Below are 25,275 nucleotides of genomic sequence, written 5' to 3'. Positions count from 1 at the left end.
ATGGCCGACCTGTCCTACCTGGAGTGGCCCTTCTTCGAGCCGCGCCACCGCGAGCTGGCCCTGGCGCTCGACGCCTGGGCGGGCGCGCACGTCCAGGCCGGCGGGCATGGGCCGGACGTGGATGACGACTGCCGCGCGCTGGTGCGCGCGCTGGGGCGTGGCGGCTGGCTGCGCCATGCCGTCGCGGGCGCGGCCCACGGCGGCGCGGGCGAAGTCATCGATACCCGGGCCGTCTGCCTGATCCGCGAGACGCTGGCCCGGCATTCGGGCCTGGCGGATTTCGCCTTCGCCATGCAGGGCCTGGGATCGGGCGCGATCTCGCTGCACGGCACGCCCGAGCAGCGCGCGCGCTACCTCGCGCCGGTGGCCGCGGGCGAGGCGATCGCCGCCTTCGCCCTGTCCGAGCCGGACGCGGGCTCGGACGTGGCGGCGATGGCCTGCGCCGCGCGTGCCGAGGGCGACCACTACGTCCTCGACGGCGAGAAGACCTGGATCTCCAACGGCGGCATCGCCGATTTCTACGTCGTCTTCGCCCGCACGGGCGAGGCGCCGGGCGCGCGCGGCATCACCGCCTTCATCGTCGATGCGGATGCGCCGGGCTTCGAGATCGCCGAGCGCATCGACGTGATCGCGCCGCACCCCCTGGCGCGGCTGCGCTTCGACGCCTGCCGCATCCCCGCGTCCCGGCGCCTGGGCGCGGCGGGCGAGGGCTTCAAGGTGGCGATGCGCACGCTGGACGTGTTCCGCACCTCGGTGGCGGCGGCGGCGCTGGGGTTCGCCCGCCGCGCGCTGGACGAGGCGCTCGCGCGGGCCACGTCGCGGCAGATGTTCGGCGGCGTGCTGGCCGACTTCCAGCTGACGCAGTCGAAGCTGGCGCAGATGGCCACGGCGATCGACAGCGCCGCCCTGCTGACCTACCGGGCGGCGTGGCAGCGCGACCGGGGCGGGCGGGTGACGCGCGAGGCGGCGATGGCGAAGATGACGGCGACGGAGAACGCCCAGCAGGTGATCGACGCCGCGGTGCAGATGTTCGGCGGCCAGGGCGTGGTCAGCGGGCAGCCGGTGGAACGGCTGTACCGCGAGATCCGCGCGCTGCGCATCTACGAGGGCGCCACCGAGGTGCAGCAGCTCATCATCGCGCGCGAACTGCTGCGCCCCGCGGATGCTCGCGCATGAACGCCGCGCCCGCCGCTTCCTCCCGCGCCGCGTGCTTCGCGCGCGACTACCCGATCCGCTTCTCGCACTGCGATCCGGCCGGCATCGTGTTCTTCCCGCAGTACCTGGTGCTGTTCAACCAGCTGGTCGAGGACTGGTTCAACGAAGGCCTGGGCATTTCCTACGCGCAGCTGCTGGGGCCGCGCCGCATCGGCCTGCCCATCGTCCGCCTGGAATGCGATTTCCGCGCCATCGGCCGGATGGGCGAGACGCTGCGCTTTGCCCTGGCCGTCGAGCGGGTCGGAGGCAAGTCGCTGACGCTGGCGCTGGAAGCCAGCGGCGACGGGGTGCTGCGGGTCGCCTCGCGCCAGGTCCTGGTGTTCACGGACCTGGAGACCCATCGCGCCATCGCCCTGCCGGAGGACGTCCGCGCCGCCCTGGCGGCGGGCGCCCCGGCGGCGTAGCGCGGCTTTCGTTTCGCTGGGCTTTCGTTTCGTTGTTTCGTTGCTGACAAGGAGTTTTCCCATGCAGATCCTGCTCCCCCCCGGCTGGCCGCGGCCCAAGGGATATTCCAATGGGGTGGCCGTGCGCGGCCGCATGGTGTTCGTGGCGGGCATGATCGGCTGGGATGCGCACGGCCGCTTCCACACGGACGACATGGCCGGCCAGGTGCGCCAGGCGCTGCAGAACATCGTCGAGGTGCTGCGGGAAGGCGGCGCCCGGCCCGAACACATCGTGCGCATGACCTGGTACGTGACCGACAAGAAAGAATACGTCGCGGCCTACCCGGAGATCGGCAGGGCGTTCCGCGAGCTCATCGGCAGCTTCAACGCCGCGATGACCGCCATCGAGGTGGCCGCGCTGATCGAGGACCGCGCCAAGGTCGAGATCGAAGTCACGGCCGTGGTGCCGGATTGAGGGCAGCCATGTCCGAGCCGGTTTCGTGGCGGCGCATCGGCGCCGTGCTGCGGGTGGTCGTGGATCATCCGCCCGTCAATGCCCTCGCCGCCGCGGTGCGCCAGGGGCTGGAGGCGGCCATCGACGAGGCCGAGCGGGATGCGCAGGTCGCCGCCGTCCTGATCATGGGCGCCGGCCGCCATTTCATCGCCGGCGCCGACATCCGCGAGTTCGGCCAGGCGCCGCGGGAACCCTCCCTGAGCCGGGTCTGCACCCGCATCGAGGCCTGCGGCAAGCCGGTGGTGGCCGCGCTGCACGGCTCCGCCCTCGGCGGCGGACTGGAGGTCGCGCTGGCGGCGCATTACCGGGCGGCGGCGCCCGACGCGAAACTGGGCCTGCCGGAGGTGCGCCTCGGACTGCTGCCCGGCGCCGGCGGCACGCAGCGCCTGCCGCGGCTGGTGGGCGCCCGCGACGCGCTGGAGCTGATGCTGGGCGGCCAGCCGCTGACGGCCGCCCAGGCCCATGCCGCGAAGCTGGTGGACCGCCTGCTGCCCGGCGCGGACCTGGAGGCCGAAGCGCTGGCCTTCGTCCGGGAACTGCTCGACCGGGGCGCGGCGCCGCGGCGCAGCCGCGATGCCGCCGGCCTGGAGGATCGCGCGGCCGCCCGCGCGGCCATCGACGCGGCGCGGGCCGCGCAGGCGCGCAAGGCGCCCCACCTGCTGTCGCCGCATCGCATCGTCGATGCCGTCGAGGCCGCCCTGGAGCGGCCGTTCGACGAGGGGCTGGCGCTGGAGCGCCGCCTGTTCCTGGAGTGCATGGCAAGCCCGCAGCGCGCCGGGCTGATCCATGCCTTCTTCGCCGAGCGCGAGACGGCCAAGGTGCCCGAGGCGGCCGCCGCCGCGCCGCGCGCCGTCCAGGCGATCGGGGTGGTGGGGGGCGGCACCATGGGCGCGGGCATCGCCGTGGCGGCCCTGCGGGCCGGCTGCCGGGTGGACATGGTCGAGCGCGACGCCGCCGGGGCCGCCCGGGGCCGGGCCCACGTCGAGGCGATCCTGGACGGCCTGGTCGCCGGCGGGCGCCTGACGGCCGCGGAGCGCGACGCCGCGCTGGCGCGGTTCGGCAGCGCGCACGATTACGCCTCGCTGCGGGACGCCGATCTGGTGATCGAGGCCGCGTTCGAGGACATGGCGGTCAAGCAGGCCGTCTTCGCGGAACTGGACCGCGTCTGCCGGCCGGGCGCCATCCTGGCGACCAATACGTCCTACCTGGACGTGGACCTCATCGCCGCCGCCACCTCGCGGCCGGCGGACGTCATCGGCCTGCACTTCTTCTCGCCCGCCCACGTGATGAAGCTGCTGGAGATCGTCGTGCCCGCGAAGGCCGCCGCCGACGTGGTGGCGAGCGCCTTCGCCCTGGCGAAGCGGCTGGGCAAGATCCCGGTGCGGGCCGGGATCTGCGACGGCTTCATCGGCAACCGCATGCTCGCCGCCTACCGCCATGCGGCCAACGTCATGATGGAGGACGGGGCCTCGCCCTATGCCATCGACGCGGCCGTGTGCGACCTGGGCTTTCCCATGGGGCCGTTCCAGGTCTACGACCTGGCGGGCGGCGACATCAACTGGGCCATGCGCAAGCGCCAGGCGGCGACGCGGGACCCCCGCGCGCGCTACGTCCAGGTCGCCGACCGCCTGTGCGAGCGCGGCTGGTTCGGCCGCAAGACGGGCCGCGGCTGGTATCGCTATGCGCCGGGCGGGCGCGCCGGCACCGAGGATCCCGAGGTGCTGGCCATCGTCGAGGCCGAACGCGCCCGCGCCGGCGTGGTCCCGCGCGCCTTCGGCGCGCAGGAGATCGTGCGCCGCATCCTCGCGGCCATGGCGAACGAGGGCGCCCGCATCGTGGACGAAGGGATCGCCCTGCGTCCGCTGGACGTCGACGTCGCGCTGCTGCACGGCTACGGCTTCCCGCGCCACCTGGGCGGGCCGATGCATCATGCCGATGCCGTGGGGCTGGCGGCGATCCTGGCCGACATCCGCGCGTACGCCGCCGACGACCCCTTGTTCTGGCGGCCGTCGCCCCTGCTCCTGCGGCTGGTCGAGCAGGGACGCGGTTTCGCCGGTTTGAACCGGCTCGAATGACCGCGATCGCTGCGATGTTAAGGGTATTCCCAGATGCGCATGGACGGTAGAGTGCCGTAGGATGGCGACTCTTCATGGAGACGGTCAGGATTCGTTCGATGATCCGGATCGGCCGGCCGGCTGGTTCACTCGGGGGAGGATATGCGGAATCTGAAGATTGGCACCAAATTGCTGCTGGGTTTCAGCCTGGCCATGTTCCTGGTCGTTCTGATCGCGGGCATCGGGGTCTGGCGCATCGTCAGCACCGAAAACACCAATGCCGAACTGCAATACCGGCAGGGCGTCCACACCCTGAGCCTGCAGTGGCTGGGCCTGACCCGGGTGAACCGCGAGCGCGACCGCGCCGTCGGGGTCATGACCGACCGGGACCAGATCGCAACCCTGAAGGGCCTGATCGGCGAGACCAGCGAGCGGATCAACCAGGTCGAGCGGCAGGTCAGGGACCTGATCCACGATCCCGCGGACGAGACCCTGTACCAGAACATCGTGGCGGCCCGGCAGGCTTTCCTGAAGGCCCGCGACACGGCCCGCGAGGCGCAGGACAAGGGCGACATCATCCGGGCCAATGCGCTGTACGCGACCGACGTCCCCCAGCTGCTGGACCGCTACGTGGAACAGATTTCCGTCTTTGCCGACCGCCAGGCCGATCAGGTCCAGCAAGTCAGCCTGGCTTCGGTGCGGGATGGCCAGGCGAGCCTGCCGATCCTGCTCCTGGCGACCCTGGTGGTCATGATCCTGATGCCGGCGTTCGCCTGGCTGATCACGCGCAGCCTGACCCGCCAGCTGGGGGGCGAGCCCAGCCATGCCGCCCTGGTGGCCGAGCGGATTTCCAAGGGGCATCTGGATGTCGACATCCAGGTCCGGGGGCAGGATAAAAGCAGCCTGCTGTATGCCATGAAGCGCATGCGGGCCAATCTGGCGCGGCTGGTGGGCGACATGCAGCTGGGATCCAGATCCATCGCCGGGGCGGTCGGGCAGATCACCGAGGGCAGCCTGGAACTGTCCTCGCGCACCGAGACGCAGGCCAGCTCGCTGGCCGAGACCGCCGCCACCATGGAAGAGCTCACCGCCACGGTGCGCCAGAATGCCGACAACGCCCAGCAGGCCAACACCCTGGCCAGCACCGCGGCCCGGACGGCCACCGAAGGCGGCGCCATCGTCGCCGAACTGGTCTCCACCATGGGCGAGATCAACACCAAGTCGCAACAGGTGGCCGACATCATCGGCGTGATCGACTCCATCGCCTTCCAGACCAACATCCTGGCGCTCAATGCCGCGGTCGAGGCCGCCCGCGCCGGCGAACAGGGCCGCGGCTTCGCCGTGGTCGCCGCCGAGGTGCGCGCGCTCGCCCAGCGCTCGGCCGGCGCCGCCAAGGAAATCAAGGGCCTGATCGACGCCTCGGTGGAATCCGCCGCCAAGGGCAACGAGCAGGCCGGGCGGGCCGGCAGCACCATGCAGGGCATCGTCGAGGGCATCAACCGCGTCACCGACATCATGGGCGAGATCAGCGCCGCCAGCCGCGAACAGGCGACCGGCATCGAGGAGATCCAGTCCGCCATCAATCAGATGGACAGCGTCACCCAGCAGAACGCCAGCCTGGTCGAGCAGTCGGCCGCGGCGGCGGCCAGCCTGCAGGCGCAGGCCGATGCCCTGTCGCAGCTGGCGTCGGCGTTCCACCTGTCGGGGCCCGTGGATGCGGAAATGGTCGAGGGCAACGACGCCTTGTCGTATTCGCGCACGCTGCTGCAGGCCCCCAAGACCGGCGGCGCGGCCTTCTATCCCTGGACCCAGGAACTGGAAGTCGGCATCGGGGTGATCGACAAGGACCACCAGAAGCTGGTCTCCCTGATCAATTCCCTGCACGAATCCATGTCGCAGGGCCACAGCAAGGAAATGGCCGGCAAGATCCTGGACGAGCTGATCTTCTATACGCAGGACCACTTCCATCGCGAAGAGCAGATGATGCGGGACGCCGGGTACACGGGCTACGAGCAGCACAAGAAAATCCACGATACCCTGGTCAAGAAAGTCGTGGAATTCCGCGAAAGCTATCGCGCGGGGCATTCCATGGTGTCGGTCGAACTGTCCAATTTCCTGCGCAACTGGCTCAGCACCCACATCATGAAGACCGACAAGGACTATGCGCCGGTGATGAAGGCCTCGCTCAGGTAAACGCCAGGCCGCCGCGGCGCGGCGGCCCGCCGGGACATGGAGGACGGCCGCCCGGCGAGTTACACTGCATGCCAACCCGTCCCTGCCGACCGAGCCGCCATGCCCATCCATGAAATCCGCCACCCCCTGATCCGCCACAAGCTGGGCCTGATGCGGCGGGCGGACCTCAGCACCAAGAATTTCCGCGAAATGGCCCAGGAAATCGGCGCCCTGCTGACCTACGAAGCCACCCAGGACCTGCCGCTGGAGCCCGCGCGCATCGCCGGCTGGGCGGGCGAGGTCGACGTCGAGAAACTGGCCGGCAAGAAGGTCACCGTGGTGCCCATCCTGCGCGCCGGCATCGGCATGCTGGACGGCGTGCTCACGCTGATCCCGGGCGCCAAGGTCAGCGCGGTGGGCATCGCGCGCAACGAGCAGACCCTGCAGGCCCAGCCCTACCTGGAAAAGCTCGTCGGCCAGCTCGACCAGCGCCTGGCGCTGATCGTCGATCCCATGCTGGCCACGGGCGGCTCCATGGTGGCCACCATCGACATGCTCAAGCAGGCCGGCGCCCGCACCGTGCGGGCCCTGGTGCTGGTGGCCGCGCCCGAGGGCATCGCCGCCGTCGAGCGCGCCCATCCGGACGTGCACATCTACACCGCGTCCATCGACGACCACCTGAACGAGCACGGCTACATCATCCCCGGCCTGGGCGATGCCGGCGACCGCATCTTCGGCACGCGCCAGAAGACGGATTGACCTTCGTCGTTGGGCCGTTGGACTCGGTATTGATCCGTATCAGCCGGATCATGTTTTGATACATCGGGTTTTCCCGGGTAGGGTAGGATGAGGGTTCATCATTCCCTTTCACAGGAGTCGTTCATGGCCACTCGCAAGCAAATCGCCACGCAATCCGCAGGGGACGCGTTGATCGAAGACCTGAAGTCCAGCCTGGACCAGGCCGAAAACCTCCTGCGCGAAGCCGCCGAGGCCACCGGGGAAAAAGCCGCCGACCTGCGCGCCCGCGCATTGAAGGCGCTGGACCAGGGCCGCGAAGCCCTGTCCGAAACCCAGGCCAGCCTGGTGGAACAAGGCCGCAAGGTCGTGCATGACACCGACGAATACGTCCAGTCCAATCCCTGGAAGGCCGTCGGGATCGCCGGGGTGGCCGGCCTGCTGCTGGGCGCGCTGCTGTCGCGCCGCTGATCCCCATGGGACCGCTCGGCCGCGCGTTCTCCGACCTGGCCGCCCAGGCGGCGGCCCTGGCCGGAACGCGCCTCGAACTCTTCGGGCTGGAGGCCCGGGACGCCGGCAGCCGCCTGCTGTGCCGCCTGGCGGTGCTGCTGGCGGCGGCGGTCTTCCTGCTGCTGGCCCTGCTGGTGGCCACGCTGGCCCTGGCGCTGGTTTTCTGGCCGACCGAATACCGCTTCCTGGCCCTGGGCCTGCTGGCGCTGCTCTACGCGGTCCTGGGCGCGGGCCTGGCCGCCTGGCTGGTCCATCGCCTGAAGCACGATGCCGACCCCTTCGCCGTGACGGCGGAGGTGCTGCGCGAGGACGCCCGGGCGCTGGCCGGCATCCCGGACCGCCCGGATCACGGCGGCGATCCGGCGCGCGGCTTGCGCGCGCGGCCCGCGCCGGAAGACCCGATTCCAGGAGAAGTGCCATGAGCGCGCCGGGCCGTTTCGCGCGTTCGGGCGCGGCGCAGAGGGGATCCCCATGAGCGTGCCGTCGAACGACCTCACCCCGCGCTCCGACGCGGCGGACCGCCGCCTGCGCATCGAGCTGCTGCGCATGCGCGCCGGCTACGAACGCCTGGCCGTGCGCCGCAGCGCCTGCCGGCTGGCCGGCGAATTGCGGCCCGAATCCCTGGTGGCCCAGGCGCGCGACCGCCTGGGAGCCGCCGGGCTGGGCTGGCTGGGCGGCGGGCTCCAGATCCTGCGCCGCTATCCCGTGCTGCTGTCGGTGCTGACCTCGGTGGTGTCCAACCGCCAGCGCCGCGGCATCGCCCTGAAAACCGCCCTGATCGCCGGCCTGGTCTGGCTGGGCAAGCGCCGGCACCGCGACGCAGACGCCTGAACTTTTGCCGCCGGGACGAGCCCGGTCGTAGGCCAGTTCCCGCGGACTGGCCTATGCCTGGCGAGTCCGAGCGGGATGCAGGCCGCGAGATGGGGGAGGTGCCGCAATCCGGGACGGGCCGGGCCACACTACAACCCCAGTTTCCCCCACATCGCGTCCACGCGCGCCTTGACCTCGGGCGTCATCCGGATCGGGCGGCCCCATTCGCGCTGGGTCTCGCCCGGCCACTTGTTGGTCGCGTCCAGCCCCATCTTGCCGCCCAGTCCCGAGACGGGCGAGGCGAAGTCCAGGTAGTCGATCGGGGTGTTGTCTACCAGCAGGGTGTCGCGCACCGGGTCCATACGCGTGGTCATGGCCCAGATGACCTCGGGCCACTGGCGGGGATCGATGTCCTCGTCCACCACCACGATGAACTTGGTGTACATGAACTGGCGCAGCACGCTCCACAGGCCGAACAGGATGCGCTTGGCGTGGCCAGGGTACTGCTTGCGGATCGACACCACGGCCAGGCGGTAGCTGCAGCCTTCGGGCGGCAGGTGGAAATCGACGATTTCCGGGAACTGGCGCTTGAGCAGGGGCACGAAGACCTCGTTCAGGGCCACGCCCAGGACGGCGGGCTCGTCGGGCGGCTTGCCGGTGTAGGTGCTGTGGTAGAGGGGGTTGCGCCGGTGGGTGATGCGCTCCACCGTGAAGACGGGGAACCAGTCCTGCTCGTTGTAGTAGCCGGTGTGGTCGCCGTAGGGGCCTTCCAGCGCCATCTCGTAGCCGGTGTCCGGCGGCGGGGCGACGCCCTCGGGCACGTCGGGGCGCCGCGCGCGCGCGTCGGAGGCCGGCAGGATGTGGCCTTCGAGGATGATTTCGGCGTGGGCCGGCACCGACAGGCCGCTGCCCAGCGCGGGCGCGAGTTCGGTGCGCGAGCCGCGCAGCAGGCCGGCGAACTGGTATTCCGACAGGCTGTCGGGAATGGGGGTGACGGCGGCCAGGGTGGTGGCGGGATCGGCGCCCAGCGCCACCGCGATGGGGAAGGGCTCGCCGGGATGGGCCAGGCCGTGGTCGCGGAAGTCCAGCGCGCCGCCGCGATGCGACAGCCAGCGCATGATGAGCTTGTTGCGGCCGATCAGTTGCTGGCGGTAGATGCCGAGGTTCTGGCGGCGCGCGCGCGGGCCGCGCGTGATGACCAGGCCCCAGGTCAGCAGCGGGGCGGCGTCGTCGGGCCAGCAGCTCTGCAGGGGCAGGGTGTTCAGGTCCACGTCGCCGGCCTCGATGACGACTTCCTGGCAGGGCGGACTGCGCATCTGCCGGGGATTCATGTCCCACAGGGCCGATTTCAGCATGGAGACTTTCGACAGGGCGTCGCGCATGCCCTGGGGCGGCGCGGGCTCGCGCAGCGAGGCCAGCAGTTCGCCGGTCTCGCGCAGGGCGGAGACGTCCTCGGCGCCCATGCCCCAGGCGACGCGCCGCGGCGTGCCGAACAGGTTGGCCAGCACCGGCGTGCCGCAGGGCTGGCCGGCGTGCAATGGATGCTCGAACAGCAGGGCGGGGCCGCCGGCCCGCAGGACCCGGTCGCTGATTTCGGTCATTTCCAGGGCGGTGGAAACGGGGTGCGCGATGCGCTTGAGCTGGCCCTGGCGTTCCAGTTGGGCGATGAAGTCCCGGAGGTCGCGGTATTTCACGGCAGTATCGTCGATCGGTTACAGTGGCGTCGTGCCCAAGATTACCATTCCCCCTGCCCGGGCGGTGTGCGGAGGTGCCCATGCGGTCCGTTCCTGAACGGCTGCGGCGCGGCGTGCTGGCCGTGCTGCGGCCCGTCGGCGAGTTCGTCCACGTCAGCGCCATCTACCTGGGGCTGGCCGTGCTCACCACGCTGGGCCTGAGCCTGGTGCTGCCGTCCATGCGCCAGCAGTCGCAGCAGCTGCACGAAGTCGTCCTGGCGATGTTCCAGGCCGACGGGCCCGGCTATGGCGCCGACGACGAGGGCGAGGTGGCGGACTGGTCGCTGCCCCCGGCGGCGCAGGCGCCGGACGAGGGCGCCGCGCCGCCCGCCGGCCCGGCCGAAGGCGCCGGCGAAGCGGCGGACGCGGGCCAGGGCGGGCAGGCCGGCCCGTCGGGACAGCCGGGGCAGGCCGGTCAGCCGGGTCAATCGGGGCAGGCGGGACAGGCGGGCCAATCCGCGCAGGCCGGCCAGGCGGGAGAGGCCGCCCAGGCGGGCGGGTCCGAGGCCGGCCGCCTGACCTTCGCCAGCGCCCTGGCCGCCAGCCTGCGCGACCAGCCCATCCAGGGCGTGACCCAGGCCCAGGCGCACGCCTTGCGCAGCTACGTGGCGCGCAAGTACCGCATCGCCAGCAGCGTGGCGGGCGCGCTGATCCGGACGGCCTTCGACGTCGGCCGCGAACAGAAGCTGGACCCGCAGCTGCTGCTGGCCGTGATCGCCATCGAGTCGCGCTACAACCCCTTCGTCGAGAGCGCCGTGGGCGCCCAGGGCCTGATGCAGATCATGAGCAGCGTGCACCGGGCCAAGCTGCGGCCCAGCGGCGGGCCGGCGGCGGCCTTCGATCCGGTGGTCAACATCCGCATCGGGGCGCAGATCCTGGCCGACTGCATCCGCCGGCGCGGCGGCCTGGAGGGCGGGCTGGCCTGTTATGTCGGCGCGACCGGCCCCGGCGACGGCGGCTACGGCACCCGGGTGCTGGCCGAACGCCGCCGCATCGCCCTGGCTTCGGGCATTCCGCCCAAGGATTGAGGGCGGCGCCGCGGCCGCCCGACCCGGGTCGGCCGCCGGGCCGCCCCGGCCCTCCCGGCCGGATCAGCGATTGCCCAGGAACGCGGCCATCCGGTCGACGGCCTCGCGCAGGCGGTCCAGGCCGGTGGCGTAGGAAAAGCGCACGGTGCGGTCCGCGTGGGCCTGGCCGAAGTCCAGGCCCGGCACCGCGGCGACGCCGGCTTCGTGCAGCAGGCGGCGGCAGAATTCGGCGCTGTCCATCCCCAGCCCGTGGACGTCGGAGAAGATGTAGAAGGCGCCGTCCGGCGGGGCGGGCACGCGCAGGCCCAGGCGCTCGAAGGCGGGCAGCAGGAAGTCGCGGCGTTCCTTGAACGACAGGCGCCGGTGCTCGTAGACCTGCATGACTTCGGGCTCGAAGCAGCTCAGCGCGGCGTGCTGCGCCAGCGCCGGAGCGCAGATCGCCAGGCTGGCGGCCAGGCGTTCGAGGGCGGGCATCATGGCCGCCGGCGCGATCAGCCAGCCCAGGCGCCAGCCCGTCATGTGGAAGTATTTCGAGAAGCTGTTGATGACCACCAGGTCGTCGTCCAGCGTCAGGCCGCTGCGCGGCGGCGCGTCGTAGTACAGGCCCAGGTAGATCTCGTCCAGGATGACGAAGCCGCCGCGCGCGCGCACCGCGGCGACCAGGGCGCGCAGGGCCTCGCGCGGCATGGAGGTGCCGGTGGGGTTGCTGGGCGAGGCGATCAGCACGCCGCGCGTGGCTGGTCCCCAGTGGGCGTCGATGTCCTCGGGTCGCAGCTGGTAGCGGTGCCCGGCCGTGGTGGGCACCAGGCGCGTGACGCCGCCGGCCGCGGTGATGAAGTTGCGGTTGGCGGGGTAGGACGGGTCGGGCATCAGGACCTCGTCGCCCGGATCGACCAGGGCCATGGCCGCCAGCAGCAGGGCGCCCGAGGCGCCCGAGGTGATCAGGACGCGGGCCGGGTCCACGGCGGCGCCGAAATGCGTGCCGTAGTAGTGGGCGATGGCCTCGCGCAGCGCCGGGATGCCGGCGGGCGCGGTGTAGCCGCTCAGGCCGGCGTCGGCCGCCCGGTTCAGGGTTTCCAGCACGCGCGCGGGGGCGGTGAAGTCGGGCTCGCCGATCCCCAGGCTGATGATGTCGCGCCCCTGGGCCGCGAGGGCCTGGGCCTGTTTCAGGACTTCCACGGCGTAGAATGGCGCCGTGCGTTCGGTTCTGTCGGCCAGTCGGACCATCGCGCAACCCTGCAATGCTGTTCGGAATGAAAGCCCGATTGTAGTCTCAGTCCGTCCGTGGTCCGCCCGTATCCATCCCTGGTTCCTGGAGTCCCGCCATGCAGTCCCCTTCGCGCCGCGCATTCCTGACCGGCCGCCGTCCGGAACGCTCCCCCTGGGAAACCTTCCTGGCGCGCCTGCGCCGCGCCGCGCAGGGCACGGTCTACGATTTCTCCACGGAGGCGGGCAGCGCCCGGCTGGTGCCGGTGCACATGCAGGACGTCTACCAGGCCCGCTCGCTGTGCGTGGAGCATGGCGTCACGCTGGCCCTGGACGGCATCCCGTCGGCGGCGCGGCTGGACGGCGGCCCCGTGCTCTGGGTCGAGCCGGGGAGCGCGATGGCGCGCTGCGAACGCCTGGGGCCGGACGATCCGCGCTGGTTCGTGCAGCCCGGCTGCCTGATCGGCGACCTGGAGCAGGCCGGGCTGCCGCAGTTCCGCGACCAGCCGCCGCACCTGACGGTGGCGGCCTGGCTGGCCGACCGGCGCGGCTGCGACTGGGACTGCGGCGACACGGCCGCCAGCGGCCTGGCGCATGCGATGGTGCTGCTGAGCGACGGCACCCAGGCCAATCTGGGCGCCTTCGGCGTGGACAACCGCAAGCCGCTGGACAATCTGCGCGTCCAGGGCATGATTCCGCGGCTGTTCGAGCTCGTCTCGGCGCCGGCCGCCGAGGCCCTGCGCGACGGCGCCCTGTGGAACGGCCGCTACCGGCTCGACGCCCTGCGGCCGGCGGCCGGCGGCACCGTCAACCTCGCCCACCTGCTGCTGGGCCATGGGGGCGAGCTGGGCTGGGTCGAATGGATGGTGTTCGACGGACGCGCCGGCCGCCTGGCCGAGCGTGCCTACGACCTGCGCTACGGGCGCCGCCCCGGCCCCGGCGAGGCCGCAGCGGAGACGGACCGGGCCGTGCGCGCCCTGTTCGACCCCGACGGCGTCTTTCCGGAACGGGGCCAGCAGTTCTAGCAGTTCCGATTTCCCCCTGGCGTTCCCTCGGTGCCCGTGCGGCTTGCGCCGATGGGCCCAGGCGTCCGCCGCATGATCCGCATGCGTCCCGCGCCATACCGCGGGCTGGCGCAAGCGGCTAGAATGGCCGGCAGCACCCCTCTTTCTATTCCATAACGTATCAAGGCTGCCTCACCATGGACGAATCCTTGCGCGCCGCGGCGCTCGAATATCACGAGCACGGCCGTCCCGGGAAAATCTCGGTCACTCCCACCAAACAGCTCTCCAATCAGCGGGATCTCGCCCTGGCCTATTCCCCGGGCGTCGCCGCCGCCTGCGAGGAGATCGTCGCCGACAGCCACAACGCCTTCCGCTACACGGGGCGCGGCAATCTGGTCGGCGTCATCACCAACGGCACGGCCGTCCTCGGCCTGGGCAACATCGGCCCCCTGGCGTCCAAGCCCGTGATGGAAGGCAAGGCCGTGCTGTTCAAGAAATTCTCCGGCCTGGACGTCTTCGACATCGAGATCAACGAACAGGACCCGGACAAGCTGGTCGACATCATCGCCGGCCTGGAGCCCACCTTCGGCGGCATCAACCTCGAAGACATCAAGGCGCCGGAATGCTTCTACGTCGAACAGAAGCTGCGCGAGCGCATGAAGATCCCGGTCTTCCACGACGACCAGCACGGCACCGCCATCTGCGTGACCGCGGCCTTCATCAACGGCCTGGAGGTCGTGGGCAAGGACGTCTCCAAGGTCAAGGTGGTGGTGTCCGGCGCGGGCGCGGCGGCCCTGGGCTGCCTGGACCTGATGATGGACATGGGCCTGCCCCTGGAGCACATCTGGGTGTCCGACATCGAGGGCGTGGTCTACGAGGGCCGCACGGTCCTGATGGACGAAAAGAAATCCCGCTTCGCGCAGAAGACCGACGCGCGCCTGCTTGACGACATCATCGGCGGCGCCGACGTGTTCCTGGGCCTGTCGGCCGGCGGCGTGCTCAAGCCCCACATGGTGCAGAAGATGGCCGAGCGCCCGCTGGTGCTGGCGCTGGCCAACCCCAATCCCGAAATCCTGCCGGCCGACGCGCTGGCGGTGCGGCCCGACGCCGTGATCGCCACCGGCCGTTCGGACTTCCCCAACCAGGTCAACAACGTGCTGTGCTTCCCGTACATCTTCCGCGGGGCGCTGGACGTGGGGGCCACCACCATCACGCGCGGCATGGAAAAGGCCGCCGTCATGGCGATCTGCAAGCTGGCCCGGGAAGAGCAGAACGACATCGTGGCGGCCGCCTACGGCCTGTACGACGTGTCCTTCGGCCCCAGCTACTTCATCCCCAAGCCCTTCGACCCGCGTCTGATCGTGCGCATCTCCCCGGCCGTGGCCAAGGCCGCCATGGACGACGGCGTGGCCACCCGGCCGCTGGCCGACCTGGAAGGCTACGCCGGCCAGCTGGAGCAGTTCGTCTACCACTCCGGCGCCTTCATGAAGCCGCTGTTCTCGGCGGCGCGCGCCATGATCCGCGAGGGCGGCAAGTCGCGCATCGTGTTCGCCGAGGGCGAGGACGAGCGCGTGCTGCGCGCCGTGCAGATCGTCGTGGACGAACGCCTGGCCAAGCCCATCCTCATCGGCCGGCCCGCCGTGCTGGCCGACCGCATCGAGAAATACGGCCTGCGCATCCGCCTCGGGGTGGACGTCGAGGTCACCAACCCCGAGCACGACGAACGCTTCCACCAGTACTGGACCACGTACTGGGAGCTGATGTGCCGCCGCGGCATCACCAAGGAAATGGCGCGCGTCGAGATGCGCCGCCGCCTGACCCTGATCGGCGCCATGATGGTGCGCCTGGGCGACGCCGACGGCATGATCTGCGGCACCGTGGGGTCCTACGGCAACCACCTGCGCTTCGTCGACGAGGTCCTGGGGCTGCAGCCCGGCGCCCGCACCTACGCGGCCATGAACATCCTGCTCCTGGAAGAACGCACCCTGGCGCTGGCGGACACGCACGTCAACGACAATCCCGACGCCGCCCAGATCGCCGAGATCACCCTGATGGCGGCCGAGGAAATGCGCCGCCTCAACATCGAGCCCAAGGTCGCGCTGCTGTCGCGTTCCAACTTCGGCACCGGCAGCTCGTCCTCCGGCGAGAAGATGCGCCAGGCCCTGGAACTGGTGCGCGAGCGCGATCCCAGGCTGGAGATCGACGGCGAGATGCACGGCGACTGCGCCCTGGATCCGGCGCTGCGCGAACGCATCCTGCCGTCCACCACGCTGCACGGCGAGGCCAACCTGCTGATCTGCCCCAGCGTGGACGCCGGCAACATCGCCTACAACCTGCTCAAGACGGCGGCGGGCGGCAACGTGGCGGTCGGGCCGTTCCTGCTGGGCGCCAACGCGCCGGTGCACATCCTGACCTCCAGCTCCACCGTGCGCCGGATCGTCAACATGACCGCGCTGACCGTGGTCGATGCCAACAAGCCGCGCCACGCCTAGCGAGGGCCTGGACCAGCGGCCCCCGGACCGTGCGCCGTCCCGCGCGATGGCCGAGGAGGCGGCCGGCGCCCCCGGCCGCGGCGCGGCCGGGCGGCCCAGGGTCGGCCTGGTCCTGACCGGTGGCGGCGCCCGCGCCGCCTACCAGGCCGGCGTGCTCTCGGGCGTGCTGGAGCTGCTGGACCCCGACCGCCGGCCGGGCTTTCGCAATCCCTTCGACATCGTCTGCGGCACCTCGGCGGGGGCGATCAACGCCGCCGCCCTGGCCTGCCGCGCCCACCAGCCGCACCGCGCCGTCGATCACCTGTGCAGCCTGTGGCAGGCGCTGCACACCCGGGACATCTACTACTCGGACGCCGCGCGGCTGATGCGCACCGGCCTGCAATGGCTAGGCATGCTGAGCCTGGGCTGGATCCGGCCGCAGCTGTCCAGCTACGCGCCGCATTCCCTGCTGGACAACGAACCCCTGTCCGGCCTGCTGTGCCGCACGCTCAATTTTTCCCGCCTGCAGACCAACCTGGATCGCGGCCACCTGAGCGCCCTGGCCATCACGGCGACGGCCTACACCACCGGCGAGCACCTCACCTTCTACCAGGCCCGCCAGAGCATCCAGCCCTGGTCGCGCACCCTGCGGCGGGCCGTGGCCTGCCCCATCGGCGTGGACCACCTGATGGCCTCCAGCGCCATCCCCTTCGTCTTCCCCGCCCGCGCCATCCTGACGGGCGGGCGCACGCTCTGGTGCGGGGACGGCTCGATGCGCCAGCTGGCTCCGATCAGTTCGGCCATCCACCTGGGGGCGGGGCGCATCTTCGTCATCGGCACCAACTACCGCGACGAGACCAGCCCCGGGATCCGCGACCTGGACCCGCCGTATCCCAATCTGGCGCAGGTCGCGGGGCACACGCTGTCGAACATTTTCCTCGACGGCGTGTCCATGGACATGGAGCGCATGGAGCGGATCAATGAGCTGCTTGCACGAATCCCCGCAAATCGTTTAAAAAGCGAGTCACTGCGACCCATCCATGCCCTCATGATCGCGCCCAGCCGGTCCCTGGACGAACTGGCGCTGGAGCATCTGGATGAATTGCCGGGCGCCGTGCGCACCCTGTTTCGCGTGCTGGGCGTTTCGCCGCGCAGGATCGAGCCGGGCGGCGGTGCGCTGGCGTCTTACTTGCTGTTTGAATCCGGCTACACTCGCAGCCTGATCGCGCTGGGCAGGGCAGACAGCCTGAGTCAGGCTGAAAAAGTCATCGCTTTTTTCAAGGAGTGGTCCGCATGAGTCCGGCCCAGATAAAGAAAATGCTCACGCAGGGCGTGGTGGATGCCCAGGCGGTGAGCGAACAGGACGCCCTGGCGGCCGCAACCGAGGCCGGTCTGGCGGCCTTCGTCGTCGATTGCGACCGGGCGCGCAACCGTTCCGCCGTGCTGCGGGCGGTGGTCAAGGCCATCGACTACCCGGAGTATTTCGGTGGCAACCTGGACGCCCTGTACGACGGCCTGTGCGACACCCTGACGGACCAGAAGGAAGGCCTGTTCCTGTGGTTCCGCCACCTGCATTCCGGCGATCCCGCCCTGGCCGAGGACGCCCGGGCCATCCAGGCCGTGTGCGACGACGTGGTGGAATTCGGCCAGAACAACGAGCGCTGCTTCGCCTACGCCATCCAGCACGCCGGCGCCCACCCCGACCCCGAGCCGGGCGTCGATCCCACGCCGTATTCCGGCCGCGAGGAAGCCTGATTCCTTTCCTGTCTTGAAATGACGTGGCGCTCTTCCGGGCGCCGTTTTGCTTGTTCCGGGGAGCAGCCAGCCGCAGCCCGCGCAGCGGGGGGCCGCCCTTTTCTACCAGTCCAGCAGGGCGGTGGCCGCCGCCGCCAGCGCGAGGCCGGCCGTCTCGGTACGCAGCACGCGCGGCCCGAAGCGCACGCCGCGCAGGCCCCGGCGCTGCGCCAGGGCGAGTTCCTCGGGCGACCAGCCGCCCTCGGGGCCGACCATCAGCGTCAGGCCGTCCCGCACGTCGGCCAGGGCCGCGCGGAAGTCCAGGCGGCCTTCCGGGTGGCAGAACAGCGCCGGCCCGTCCACCGCCTCCAGGCAGGCGGCCAGCGGCGCGGGCGGGTGGATGCGCATCAGCCGGTTGCGGCCGCATTGCTCGCTGGCGGCCCGGGCGATGGCGCGCCAGTGCTCCAGGCGCTTGTCCAGCCGGGGGCCGGCCAGGCGCAGGACGCTGCGTTCGGCGGCCGTGGGGCGCAGCTCGGCCACGCCCAGCTCGACCGCCTTTTCCACGATCCAGTCCATCTTGTCGCCCGAGGCCAGCCCCTGGATGAGGACCAGCCGCCCGCGCAGTTCGCTTTCGACGGCCTCGTGCGCGCCCAGCTCGGCCAGGGCGCGCCGGCCCTCGGCGCGCAGCGTGGCGGGGTACTGGCCGCCCCGGCCGTCGAACAGGACGATGGGGGCGCCGTCCGCGAGCCGCAGCACGCGCAGCGCGTGATGCGCCAGGGCGTCCGGCAGCTCGACGCGCCGGCTGGCGTCCAGCGGGGTTTCGCAGAAGAAACGGGGGGGCGGCATGGCGGGCGGGGCAATGACCATTGTGCGGGTGCCGTGGACTATAAACCGGATCGGGCGGGGTGGTAAAATCCCTAGCTTTGTGATTCTGTATGCGGTGAGGCCATGGCTTCGGTCCTGCGGCACTTGCCCTCCGAGACCCTATGAGTGCCTTGCCCGCCCCCGATCCGTCCATGGCCGATGCCATTCGCGTCCTGGCCATGGATGCCGTCCAACAAGCCAATTCCGGGCATCCCGGGGCGCCCATGGGCATGGCCGACATCGCGCACGTGCTCTGGACCAGGCACCTGCGCCACAACCCGGCCGATCCGGCCTGGATCGACCGCGACCGCTTCGTGCTGTCCAACGGCCACGGCTCGATGCTGCTCTACGCCCTGCTGCATCTCACCGGCTACGACCTGCCGATCGGCGAACTGCGCCGCTTCCGCCAGCTGCACTCGCGCACCCCCGGGCACCCCGAGGTCGGCATCACGCCGGGCGTCGAGACCACCACCGGCCCGCTCGGCCAGGGCCTGGCCAACGCCGTCGGCATGGCGCTCGCCGAATCGCTGCTGGCGGGCGAATTCAACCGCCCCGGGCACGAGCTGATCGGCCACGACACCTACGCCTTCGTCGGCGACGGCTGCCTGATGGAAGGCATTTCCCACGAGGCCTGCTCGCTGGCCGGCACCCTGGGCCTGTCGCGCCTGATCGTGTTCTACGACGACAACGGCATCTCCATCGACGGCGAGGTCGAGCACTGGTTCGGCGACGACACCCCGGCGCGCTTCGAGGCCTACGGCTGGAACGTCCTGCGCGGGGTCGACGGCCACGACATGAACGCGATCGACGCGGCCATCGTCCAGGCGCGCGCGCACGCCGCCGCCGGCCGGGGGCCCACCCTGATCTGCTGCCGCACCGTGATCGGCCGCGGCGCCCCGACCAAGGCCGGCACGGAAAAAGTCCATGGCGCGCCGCTGGGGGCCGACGAGATCGCCGCCGCGCGCAAGGCCATGGGCTGGAACCACCCGCCCTTCGAGATCCCGCGCGAAATCTACAGCTACTGGGACGGCCGCGCGCGCGGCGCGGACCTGCAATCCGAATGGCAGACGCGCTTCGACCGCTACGCCGAGGCCCATCCCGAACTGGCCGCCGAGCTGTGCCGCCGCATGGCGGGCGAGCTGCCGGCCGATTTCGCCGAACGCGCCCGCGCCTACGTCCTGTCCACCCAGGACAAGGCCGAATCCATCGCCTCGCGCAAGGCCTCGCAGCAGGCCATCGCCGCCTTCGCGGAAATCCTGCCGGAGCTGCTGGGCGGCTCGGCCGACCTGACCGGCTCCAACTTCACCGACTGGAAGGGCGTCGAGGCCGTGCGCCGCGCGGCCGGCGGCCCCCGGTCCGGGCGCCACATCAACTACGGCGTGCGCGAATTCGGCATGGCGGCCATCATGAACGGCATCGCCCTGCACGGCGGCTACCTGCCTTTCGGCGGCACCTTCCTCACCTTCTCCGATTATTCCCGCAACGCCCTGCGCATGGCGGCGCTGATGAAGCAGCGCGTGGTGCACGTCTTCACCCACGACTCCATCGGCCTGGGCGAAGACGGCCCCACCCACCAGTCGATCGAGCACGCGGGCAGCCTGCGCCTGATCCCCAATCTCCACGTCTGGCGGCCCTGCGACACCACCGAAACCGCGGTCGCCTGGCAGTGCGCCCTGGCGCGGCCCGCCAGCCTGGGCATGGCCGTCCACGGCGGCGGCCCCTCGGCGCTGCTGCTGTCGCGCCAGAACCTGCCCTTCGTGGCGCGCGACGCCGCCACCACCGAGGCCATCGCCCGGGGCGGCTACGTGCTGCGCGACATGGTGGGCGCGCGCGCCGTGCTGATCGCCACGGGCTCCGAGATCGAGCTCGCCCTGCAGGCCCAGGACCGCCTGGCCGCGCGCGGCGTGGCGACCCGCGTGGTGTCCATGCCCTGCACCCAGGTCTTCGACGCCCAGGACGCCGCCTGGCGCGATGCGGTGCTGCCGGCGGGCCTGCCGCGCGTGGCCGTCGAGGCCGGCGGCACGGCCACCTGGTACAAATACGTGGGCACGACGGGCGCCGTCGTGGGCATCGACACCTACGGCGAATCCGCGCCGGCGGGCGAGCTGTTCAAACATTTCGGGCTGACGGCCGACCACGTGGCCGCCGTCGTCGAGCAGATTTTGTAAAGGAGCTCCTTCATGACCATCCGCGTCGCCATCAACGGCTACGGCCGCATCGGCCGCAACATCCTGCGTGCCCACTACGAAGACGGCAAGAAGCACGACATCCAGATCGTCGCCATCAACGACCTGGGCGATCCCAAGACCAACGCCCACCTGACCCGCTACGACACGGCCCACGGCCGCTTCCCCGGCACGGTCGAGGTCGATGGCGACTCCATGGTCGTCAACGGCGACCGCATCCGCGTGCTGGCCGACCGCGACCCGGCCAGGCTGCCCTGGGGCGAGCTGGGCGTGGACGTGGTGCTGGAATGCACGGGCCTCTTCACCTCCAAGGAAAAGGCCTCGGCCCACCTGAAGGGCGGCGCGAAAAAGGTCATCATCTCCGCCCCGGGCGGCAAGGACGTCGACGCCACCATCGTCTACGGCGTCAACCACCAGGTCCTGAAGGCCTCCGACACGGTCATCTCCAACGCCTCGTGCACCACCAACTGCCTGGCGCCGCTGGTCCACCCGCTGCACCAGAAGCTGGGCATCGTCAACGGCCTGATGACCACCGTGCACGCCTACACCAACGACCAGGTGCTGACCGACGTCTACCACTCCGACCTGCGCCGCGCGCGCTCGGCCACGCACAGCATGATCCCCACCAAGACCGGCGCCGCCGCCGCCGTGGGCCTGGTGCTGCCCGAACTGAACGGCAAGCTCGACGGCTACGCGATCCGCGTGCCGACGATCAACGTGTCCATCGTCGACCTGTCCTTCGTCGCGGCGCGCGAGACCACGGCCGAGGAAGTCAACAGCATCCTCAAGGCCGCCTCCGAAGGTCCGCTCAAGGGCATCCTGGCCTACACCACCGAGCCCCTGGTGTCGGTCGACTTCAACCACGATCCGGCCTCCAGCACGGTGGACGCCTCGCTCACCAAGGTGTCCGGCTCGCTGGTGAAGGTCTCCTCCTGGTACGACAACGAGTGGGGCTTCTCCAACCGCATGCTCGACACCACCGTGGCCCTGATGGCCGCCAAGTAAGGCATCCGGCATCGTGCGGCGCGGGGCGGGGCAACCCGCCCTCGTCGTATCCGGCGCATCCGGCGGCACACCCGGCGGCGGACGCGCCGGCCGGGCAGCAGGACCGGGCGCTCCGCCCCTGAACCGACTTCCGAGGCAATCCTCCATGACCACCGTACAGACACTCTCCGGGCTGGCGCAGTCCGGCGCCCTGAAGGGCAAGCGCGTCTTCATCCGCTCCGACCTGAACGTGCCCCTGGAACAGGGCCGCATCACCGAGGACACCCGCATCCGGGCCTCGGTGCCGGCCATCCGGATGGCGCTGGAGGCGGGCGCCTCCGTGATGGTGACCTCGCACCTGGGCCGCCCCAAGGAAGGCACGGTCGGTCCGGACGACACCCTGCGGCCCGTCGCCGAGCGCCTGGCCGAGCTGCTGGGCCGGCCGGTGCGGCTGGTCGCCGACTGGGTCGGCGGCGTGGACCTGGCTCCCGGCGAGGTCGTGCTGCTGGAAAACTGCCGCTGCAATCCCGGCGAAAAGAAGAACGATCCCGAACTGGCGCGGCGCATGGCCGCGCTGTGCGACGTCTACGTCAACGACGCCTTCGGCACGGCGCACCGCGCCGAGGCCACCACCGAGGGCATCGCGCGCTACGCGCCCGTGGCCTGCGCCGGCCCGCTGCTGGAAGCCGAGCTGACGGCCCTGGGCCGGGCGCTGCAGTCCCCGCGCCGCCCGATGGTGGCCATCGTCGCCGGCTCGAAGGTCTCCACCAAGCTGTCCATCCTGCAGTCCCTGGCCGAAAAGGTCGATCAGCTGATCGTGGGCGGCGGCATCGCCAACACCTTCATGCTGGCCGCCGGCCTGCCCATCGGCAAGTCGCTCGCCGAGCCCGATCAGGTCGATCAGGCGAAGGCCGTCATGGACGCCATGCGGGCGCGCGGCGTCGAGGTCCCCATTCCCGTGGACGTGGTGGTGGCGCCGGCCTTCGCCGCCGACGCGCCGGCCACCGTGAAGGACGCGGCCGACGTCGGGCCGGACGACCTGATCCTGGACATCGGGCCGCGCACGGCCGCCGCCCTGGCCGGCCAGCTGCGCAAGGCCGGCACCATCGTCTGGAACGGCCCGGTCGGGGTGTTCGAGTTCGAGGCCTTCGCCGGCGGCACCCGGGCCATCGCCCAGGCCATCGCGGAATCCGACGGCTTTTCCATCGCCGGCGGCGGCGACACGCTGGCGGCGATCGCCAAGTTCGGCATTGCCGACCGGGTCGGCTACATCTCGACCGGCGGCGGCGCCTTCCTGGAATTCCTCGAAGGCAAGGCGCTGCCCGCCGTCGCCGCGCTGCAGGCGCGGGCGACCTGAGCCGCGCGGGATTCAGCGCCGCAGCAGCCGCAGGCCGTTGCCCACCACCAGCAGGCTGGCGCCCACGTCGGCGAACACCGCCATCCACAGGGTGCCCAGGCCGGCGACCGTCAGGACCAGGAACACCGCCTTGATGCCCAGGGCGATGGCGATGTTCTGCACCAGGATCCGGTGGGTGGCGCGCGACAGCCGGATGAACCAGGGGATCTTGCGCAGGTCGTCGTCCATCAGCGCGACGTCGGCGGTCTCGATGGCGGCGTCCGTGCCCATCGCGCCCATGGCGAAGCCCACGTCGGCGCGCGCCAGGGCGGGCGCGTCGTTGATGCCGTCGCCCACCATGCCCACGGCGGTACCCGGCACGGCCAGGCCGCCGACGATCCGCAGCTTGTCCTCGGGCAGCAGATCGCCTTCGGCGCGGTCGATGCCGGCCTGGGCGGCGATGGCCGCGACGGTGTGCGGGTTGTCGCCCGACAGCATGGCGGTGCGCACGCCCAGCGCGTGCAGGGCCTGGATCGCGGCCGCGCTGTCGGGCTTGATCGTGTCGGCGACGGCGTAGAGCGCCAGGGCGCGGTGCTCGTCGGCCAGCAGGACGACGGTCTTGCCCTGGCGTTCCAGGGCTTCCAGGCGGGCTTCCAGGTCGGGCGAGCACAGGCCGCGTTCGTGGATCAGCCGGTGGTTGCCCAGCAGGTGCGGGCGGCCGTCGACGAGGCCGCGGGTCCCGCGCCCGGCCAGGGCCTCGAAGGCCTCGACCGGCGCGGCGGGTCCCGCGTCCAGGCCCTGCGCCACGGCGCGGGAGACGGGATGGTCGGAACGGGCCGCCAGCGCGGCGGCCAGGGCGTGGCTGCGCGCGGGGTCGGCCGCGTCCAGGGCCAGCGCGTCGGTCAGCACCGGCCGGCCGTGCGTGACGGTGCCGGTCTTGTCCAGCGCGATCCAGCGCAGCAGCCGGCCCTGTTCCAGGTGGACGCCGCCCTTGACCAGGACGCCGTGGCGGGCCGCCGCCGCCAGGCCGCTGACGATGGACACTGGCGTCGAGATCACCAGGGCGCAGGGGCAGGCGATCACCAGCAGGACCAGCGCCTTGTAGATCCAGTCGTGCCAGCCGCCCAGGCCCAGCAGGGGCGGCAGCACGGCGATGGCCACGGCCAGCAGCACCACCAGCGGGGTGTAGACCCGGGCGAAGCGGTCCACGAAGCGCTGCGTGGGCGCGCGCGCCGACTGCGCCGATTCGATGGCCCGGATGATGCGCGCCAGGGTCGAATCGCCGGCGGCCGCCAGGGCGCGGTATTGCAGCTCGCCCGCGCCGTTGATGGTGCCGGCGTAGACCGGGTCGCCGGCCGTCTTGTCCACAGGCAGGCTTTCGCCGGTGATGGGGGACTGGTCCACGGCCGAGCGGCCGGACTCGACCCGGCCGTCCAGGGCGATGCGCTCGCCCGGCCGGACCCGCACCAGGGCGCCGGGGGACACGTCGCGCGCGGGGACGTCGCGCCACCCGCCGTCCGCCTGGCGGACCGAAGCCCGCTCGGGCGCGAGCCGCAGCAGGCCCTGCACGGCGCGGCGGGCGCGGTCCAGCGAGCGCGCCTCGATGCGCTCGGCCAGGGTGAACAGCACCATCACCATCGCCGCCTCGGCCCATTGGCCCAGGACCAGGGCGCCGGTGACGGCGATGCTCATCAGGGCGTTGATGTTCATCTGGCCGTGGCGCAGCGCGGTCCAGCCCTTGCGGTAGGTGCCCAGGCCGCAGCCGGCGATGGCGAGGACCGCCAGGACCGCCGGGACGGCCCAGGGCGCCTCGGCCCAATGGGCGGCCTCGGCCGCCAGGGCGGCGGCGCCCGAGGCCGCCAGCGGCCACCAGGGTCCGGGCGCCTCGGGCGCCATGCCGGCCGGCGCGGCGGCCTCGCCGGCCTGTTCCGGCGTGAAGCCCAGGTCGCGGATCGCCCGCAGGATGGATTCGAGCGCGTCCGGCGCATGGACGACGGTCAGGACGCGCCGCATCAGGTTGAAGTCCAGCGAACGCACGGCGGGCAGGGCGGACAGCGCTTTGCGGATCAGCGCTTCCTCGGTGGGGCAGTCCATCTGCTGGATGCGCAGCTCGGTCCGCAGGTCCGCGCCCTGTTCGACGGAGGGCGCCAGCGGGACGGCGTCCGGCCGGCCGTGCGGGCGGGGATCGGCCGCGCCGCACCCATGGCCGCACGGGCCGGGCGCCCGGGCATGGCCGTGATCGTGACCGTGTGGGTGGCCGTGATCGGGGCCTGCGGCGGGGTGTCCGTGGGCGTCGTGACCGTGTGCGTGCGGCATGGCGGATTCCTGTGCTGCGA

21 protein-coding genes are annotated in these 25,275 nt (G+C 71.4%); 17 read left to right on the top strand and 4 right to left on the bottom strand.

Features of this window, described 5'->3' with window-relative positions; all coding sequences use genetic code 11:
- The 9 genes from BN940_RS14855 to BN940_RS14815 all read left to right on the top strand — a co-directional run bounded on the left by BN940_RS14855 (position 1) and on the right by BN940_RS14815 (position 8,414).
- A complete protein-coding gene (locus tag BN940_RS14855; protein WP_043684233.1) occupies positions 1-1,176 on the top strand; it encodes an acyl-CoA dehydrogenase family protein in 1,176 nt (391 codons plus the stop codon).
- On the top strand, positions 1,173-1,619 hold the full coding sequence (locus BN940_RS14850; protein ID WP_052355923.1) for an acyl-CoA thioesterase: 447 nt from the start codon (positions 1,173-1,175) through the stop codon (positions 1,617-1,619). Before BN940_RS14855 ends, BN940_RS14850 begins: the two co-directional genes overlap by 4 nt.
- A 61-nt stretch (positions 1,620-1,680) precedes the next feature.
- Positions 1,681-2,073 (top strand): RidA family protein, encoded by a 393-nt coding sequence (locus BN940_RS14845; protein WP_043684232.1) that lies wholly within the window; start codon positions 1,681-1,683, stop codon positions 2,071-2,073.
- A gap of 8 nt (positions 2,074-2,081) precedes the next feature.
- Entirely contained in the window at positions 2,082-4,187 is a 2,106-nt protein-coding gene (locus BN940_RS14840; protein WP_043684231.1) for a 3-hydroxyacyl-CoA dehydrogenase NAD-binding domain-containing protein, read from the top strand.
- Positions 4,188-4,328: 141 nt separating this feature from the next.
- On the top strand, positions 4,329-6,359 hold the full coding sequence (locus tag BN940_RS20160) for a bacteriohemerythrin (RefSeq protein ID WP_052355922.1): 2,031 nt from the start codon (positions 4,329-4,331) through the stop codon (positions 6,357-6,359).
- Positions 6,360-6,458: 99 nt separating this feature from the next.
- Positions 6,459-7,097 (top strand): uracil phosphoribosyltransferase, encoded by a 639-nt coding sequence (gene upp / locus BN940_RS14830; protein WP_043684229.1) that lies wholly within the window; start codon positions 6,459-6,461, stop codon positions 7,095-7,097.
- A gap of 123 nt (positions 7,098-7,220) precedes the next feature.
- Complete coding sequence (locus BN940_RS14825; protein ID WP_043684228.1) at positions 7,221-7,544, top strand: ElaB/YgaM/YqjD family protein; 324 nt, start codon at positions 7,221-7,223, stop codon at positions 7,542-7,544.
- Positions 7,545-7,549: 5 nt separating this feature from the next.
- Positions 7,550-8,005: a phage holin family protein gene (locus BN940_RS18075; protein ID WP_052355921.1), complete on the top strand. Its 456-nt coding sequence runs from the start codon at positions 7,550-7,552 to the stop codon at positions 8,003-8,005.
- Between the two features lie 49 nt (positions 8,006-8,054).
- On the top strand, positions 8,055-8,414 hold the full coding sequence (locus BN940_RS14815; protein ID WP_043684226.1) for a hypothetical protein: 360 nt from the start codon (positions 8,055-8,057) through the stop codon (positions 8,412-8,414).
- A gap of 128 nt (positions 8,415-8,542) precedes the next feature.
- Here BN940_RS14815 and BN940_RS14810 read toward each other — a convergent pair whose 3' ends face one another.
- Complete coding sequence (locus BN940_RS14810; protein ID WP_043684225.1) at positions 8,543-10,087, bottom strand: UbiD family decarboxylase; 1,545 nt, start codon at positions 10,085-10,087, stop codon at positions 8,543-8,545.
- 80 nt (positions 10,088-10,167) lie between these two features.
- On the opposite strand from BN940_RS14810, the gene BN940_RS19545 reads away from it, so the two are divergent.
- Positions 10,168-11,154 (top strand): lytic transglycosylase domain-containing protein, encoded by a 987-nt coding sequence (locus BN940_RS19545; protein ID WP_242404207.1) that lies wholly within the window; start codon positions 10,168-10,170, stop codon positions 11,152-11,154.
- Positions 11,155-11,217: 63 nt separating this feature from the next.
- Here the strand turns inward: BN940_RS19545 and BN940_RS14800 are convergent, their stop codons facing one another.
- A complete protein-coding gene (locus tag BN940_RS14800; protein WP_043684224.1) occupies positions 11,218-12,381 on the bottom strand; it encodes a pyridoxal phosphate-dependent aminotransferase in 1,164 nt (387 codons plus the stop codon).
- Between the two features lie 98 nt (positions 12,382-12,479).
- Between BN940_RS14800 and BN940_RS14795 the strand changes: the two genes are divergently transcribed.
- From BN940_RS14795 to BN940_RS14780, 4 genes are all read left to right on the top strand, one after another.
- Positions 12,480-13,385: a hypothetical protein gene (locus tag BN940_RS14795; RefSeq protein ID WP_043684222.1), complete on the top strand. Its 906-nt coding sequence runs from the start codon at positions 12,480-12,482 to the stop codon at positions 13,383-13,385.
- 176 nt (positions 13,386-13,561) lie between these two features.
- Positions 13,562-15,856, top strand: a complete 2,295-nt coding sequence (locus BN940_RS14790; protein ID WP_043684220.1) for an NADP-dependent malic enzyme — start codon at positions 13,562-13,564, stop codon at positions 15,854-15,856.
- Positions 15,857-15,902: 46 nt separating this feature from the next.
- Positions 15,903-17,132 carry a patatin-like phospholipase family protein gene (locus BN940_RS14785; protein WP_052355920.1) on the top strand — a complete coding sequence of 410 codons (1,230 nt, stop codon included), beginning with the start codon at positions 15,903-15,905 and terminating at the stop codon, positions 17,130-17,132.
- A 20-nt stretch (positions 17,133-17,152) separates the two neighbouring features.
- Positions 17,153-17,590, top strand: a complete 438-nt coding sequence (locus BN940_RS14780; RefSeq protein ID WP_420864832.1) for a barstar family protein — start codon at positions 17,153-17,155, stop codon at positions 17,588-17,590.
- 102 nt (positions 17,591-17,692) lie between these two features.
- Here BN940_RS14780 and BN940_RS14775 read toward each other — a convergent pair whose 3' ends face one another.
- Positions 17,693-18,415, bottom strand: coding sequence for a 16S rRNA (uracil(1498)-N(3))-methyltransferase (locus tag BN940_RS14775; RefSeq protein WP_043687568.1), 723 nt, complete (start codon positions 18,413-18,415; stop codon positions 17,693-17,695).
- A gap of 140 nt (positions 18,416-18,555) precedes the next feature.
- On the opposite strand from BN940_RS14775, the gene tkt reads away from it, so the two are divergent.
- From tkt to BN940_RS14760, 3 genes are all read left to right on the top strand, one after another.
- Positions 18,556-20,601 (top strand): transketolase, encoded by a 2,046-nt coding sequence (gene tkt / locus BN940_RS14770; RefSeq protein WP_043684216.1) that lies wholly within the window; start codon positions 18,556-18,558, stop codon positions 20,599-20,601.
- A 12-nt stretch (positions 20,602-20,613) separates the two neighbouring features.
- On the top strand, positions 20,614-21,624 hold the full coding sequence (gap, locus tag BN940_RS14765; RefSeq protein WP_043684214.1) for a type I glyceraldehyde-3-phosphate dehydrogenase: 1,011 nt from the start codon (positions 20,614-20,616) through the stop codon (positions 21,622-21,624).
- Positions 21,625-21,769: 145 nt separating this feature from the next.
- Positions 21,770-22,960 (top strand): phosphoglycerate kinase, encoded by a 1,191-nt coding sequence (locus BN940_RS14760; RefSeq protein ID WP_052355919.1) that lies wholly within the window; start codon positions 21,770-21,772, stop codon positions 22,958-22,960.
- Between the two features lie 12 nt (positions 22,961-22,972).
- Here BN940_RS14760 and BN940_RS14755 read toward each other — a convergent pair whose 3' ends face one another.
- Positions 22,973-25,255, bottom strand: coding sequence for a heavy metal translocating P-type ATPase (locus tag BN940_RS14755; protein ID WP_052355918.1), 2,283 nt, complete (start codon positions 25,253-25,255; stop codon positions 22,973-22,975).
- Positions 25,256-25,275 lie beyond the last annotated feature (20 nt).

The organism is Castellaniella defragrans 65Phen (assembly GCF_000612685.1).
Taxonomy (GTDB): domain Bacteria; phylum Pseudomonadota; class Gammaproteobacteria; order Burkholderiales; family Burkholderiaceae_B; genus Castellaniella; species Castellaniella defragrans.
This window is presented reverse-complemented; position numbering and strand designations above follow the sequence as displayed.

Coding starts and splice junctions, on each gene's coding strand:
- BN940_RS14855 (WP_043684233.1), top strand. CDS start 1: ATGGCCGACCTGTCCTACCTGGAGTGGCCCTTCTTCGAGCCGCGCCAC.
- BN940_RS14850 (WP_052355923.1), top strand. CDS start 1,173: ATGAACGCCGCGCCCGCCGCTTCCTCCCGCGCCGCGTGCTTCGCGCGC.
- BN940_RS14845 (WP_043684232.1), top strand. CDS start 1,681: ATGCAGATCCTGCTCCCCCCCGGCTGGCCGCGGCCCAAGGGATATTCC.
- BN940_RS14840 (WP_043684231.1), top strand. CDS start 2,082: ATGTCCGAGCCGGTTTCGTGGCGGCGCATCGGCGCCGTGCTGCGGGTG.
- BN940_RS20160 (WP_052355922.1), top strand. CDS start 4,329: ATGCGGAATCTGAAGATTGGCACCAAATTGCTGCTGGGTTTCAGCCTG.
- upp (WP_043684229.1), top strand. CDS start 6,459: ATGCCCATCCATGAAATCCGCCACCCCCTGATCCGCCACAAGCTGGGC.
- BN940_RS14825 (WP_043684228.1), top strand. CDS start 7,221: ATGGCCACTCGCAAGCAAATCGCCACGCAATCCGCAGGGGACGCGTTG.
- BN940_RS18075 (WP_052355921.1), top strand. CDS start 7,550: ATGGGACCGCTCGGCCGCGCGTTCTCCGACCTGGCCGCCCAGGCGGCG.
- BN940_RS14815 (WP_043684226.1), top strand. CDS start 8,055: ATGAGCGTGCCGTCGAACGACCTCACCCCGCGCTCCGACGCGGCGGAC.
- BN940_RS19545 (WP_242404207.1), top strand. CDS start 10,168: ATGCGGTCCGTTCCTGAACGGCTGCGGCGCGGCGTGCTGGCCGTGCTG.
- BN940_RS14800 (WP_043684224.1), bottom strand. CDS start 12,381: ATGGTCCGACTGGCCGACAGAACCGAACGCACGGCGCCATTCTACGCC.
- BN940_RS14795 (WP_043684222.1), top strand. CDS start 12,480: ATGCAGTCCCCTTCGCGCCGCGCATTCCTGACCGGCCGCCGTCCGGAA.
- BN940_RS14790 (WP_043684220.1), top strand. CDS start 13,562: ATGGACGAATCCTTGCGCGCCGCGGCGCTCGAATATCACGAGCACGGC.
- BN940_RS14785 (WP_052355920.1), top strand. CDS start 15,903: ATGGCCGAGGAGGCGGCCGGCGCCCCCGGCCGCGGCGCGGCCGGGCGG.
- BN940_RS14780 (WP_420864832.1), top strand. CDS start 17,153: ATGCTCACGCAGGGCGTGGTGGATGCCCAGGCGGTGAGCGAACAGGAC.
- BN940_RS14775 (WP_043687568.1), bottom strand. CDS start 18,415: ATGCCGCCCCCCCGTTTCTTCTGCGAAACCCCGCTGGACGCCAGCCGG.
- tkt (WP_043684216.1), top strand. CDS start 18,556: ATGAGTGCCTTGCCCGCCCCCGATCCGTCCATGGCCGATGCCATTCGC.
- gap (WP_043684214.1), top strand. CDS start 20,614: ATGACCATCCGCGTCGCCATCAACGGCTACGGCCGCATCGGCCGCAAC.
- BN940_RS14760 (WP_052355919.1), top strand. CDS start 21,770: ATGACCACCGTACAGACACTCTCCGGGCTGGCGCAGTCCGGCGCCCTG.
- BN940_RS14755 (WP_052355918.1), bottom strand. CDS start 25,255: ATGCCGCACGCACACGGTCACGACGCCCACGGACACCCCGCCGCAGGC.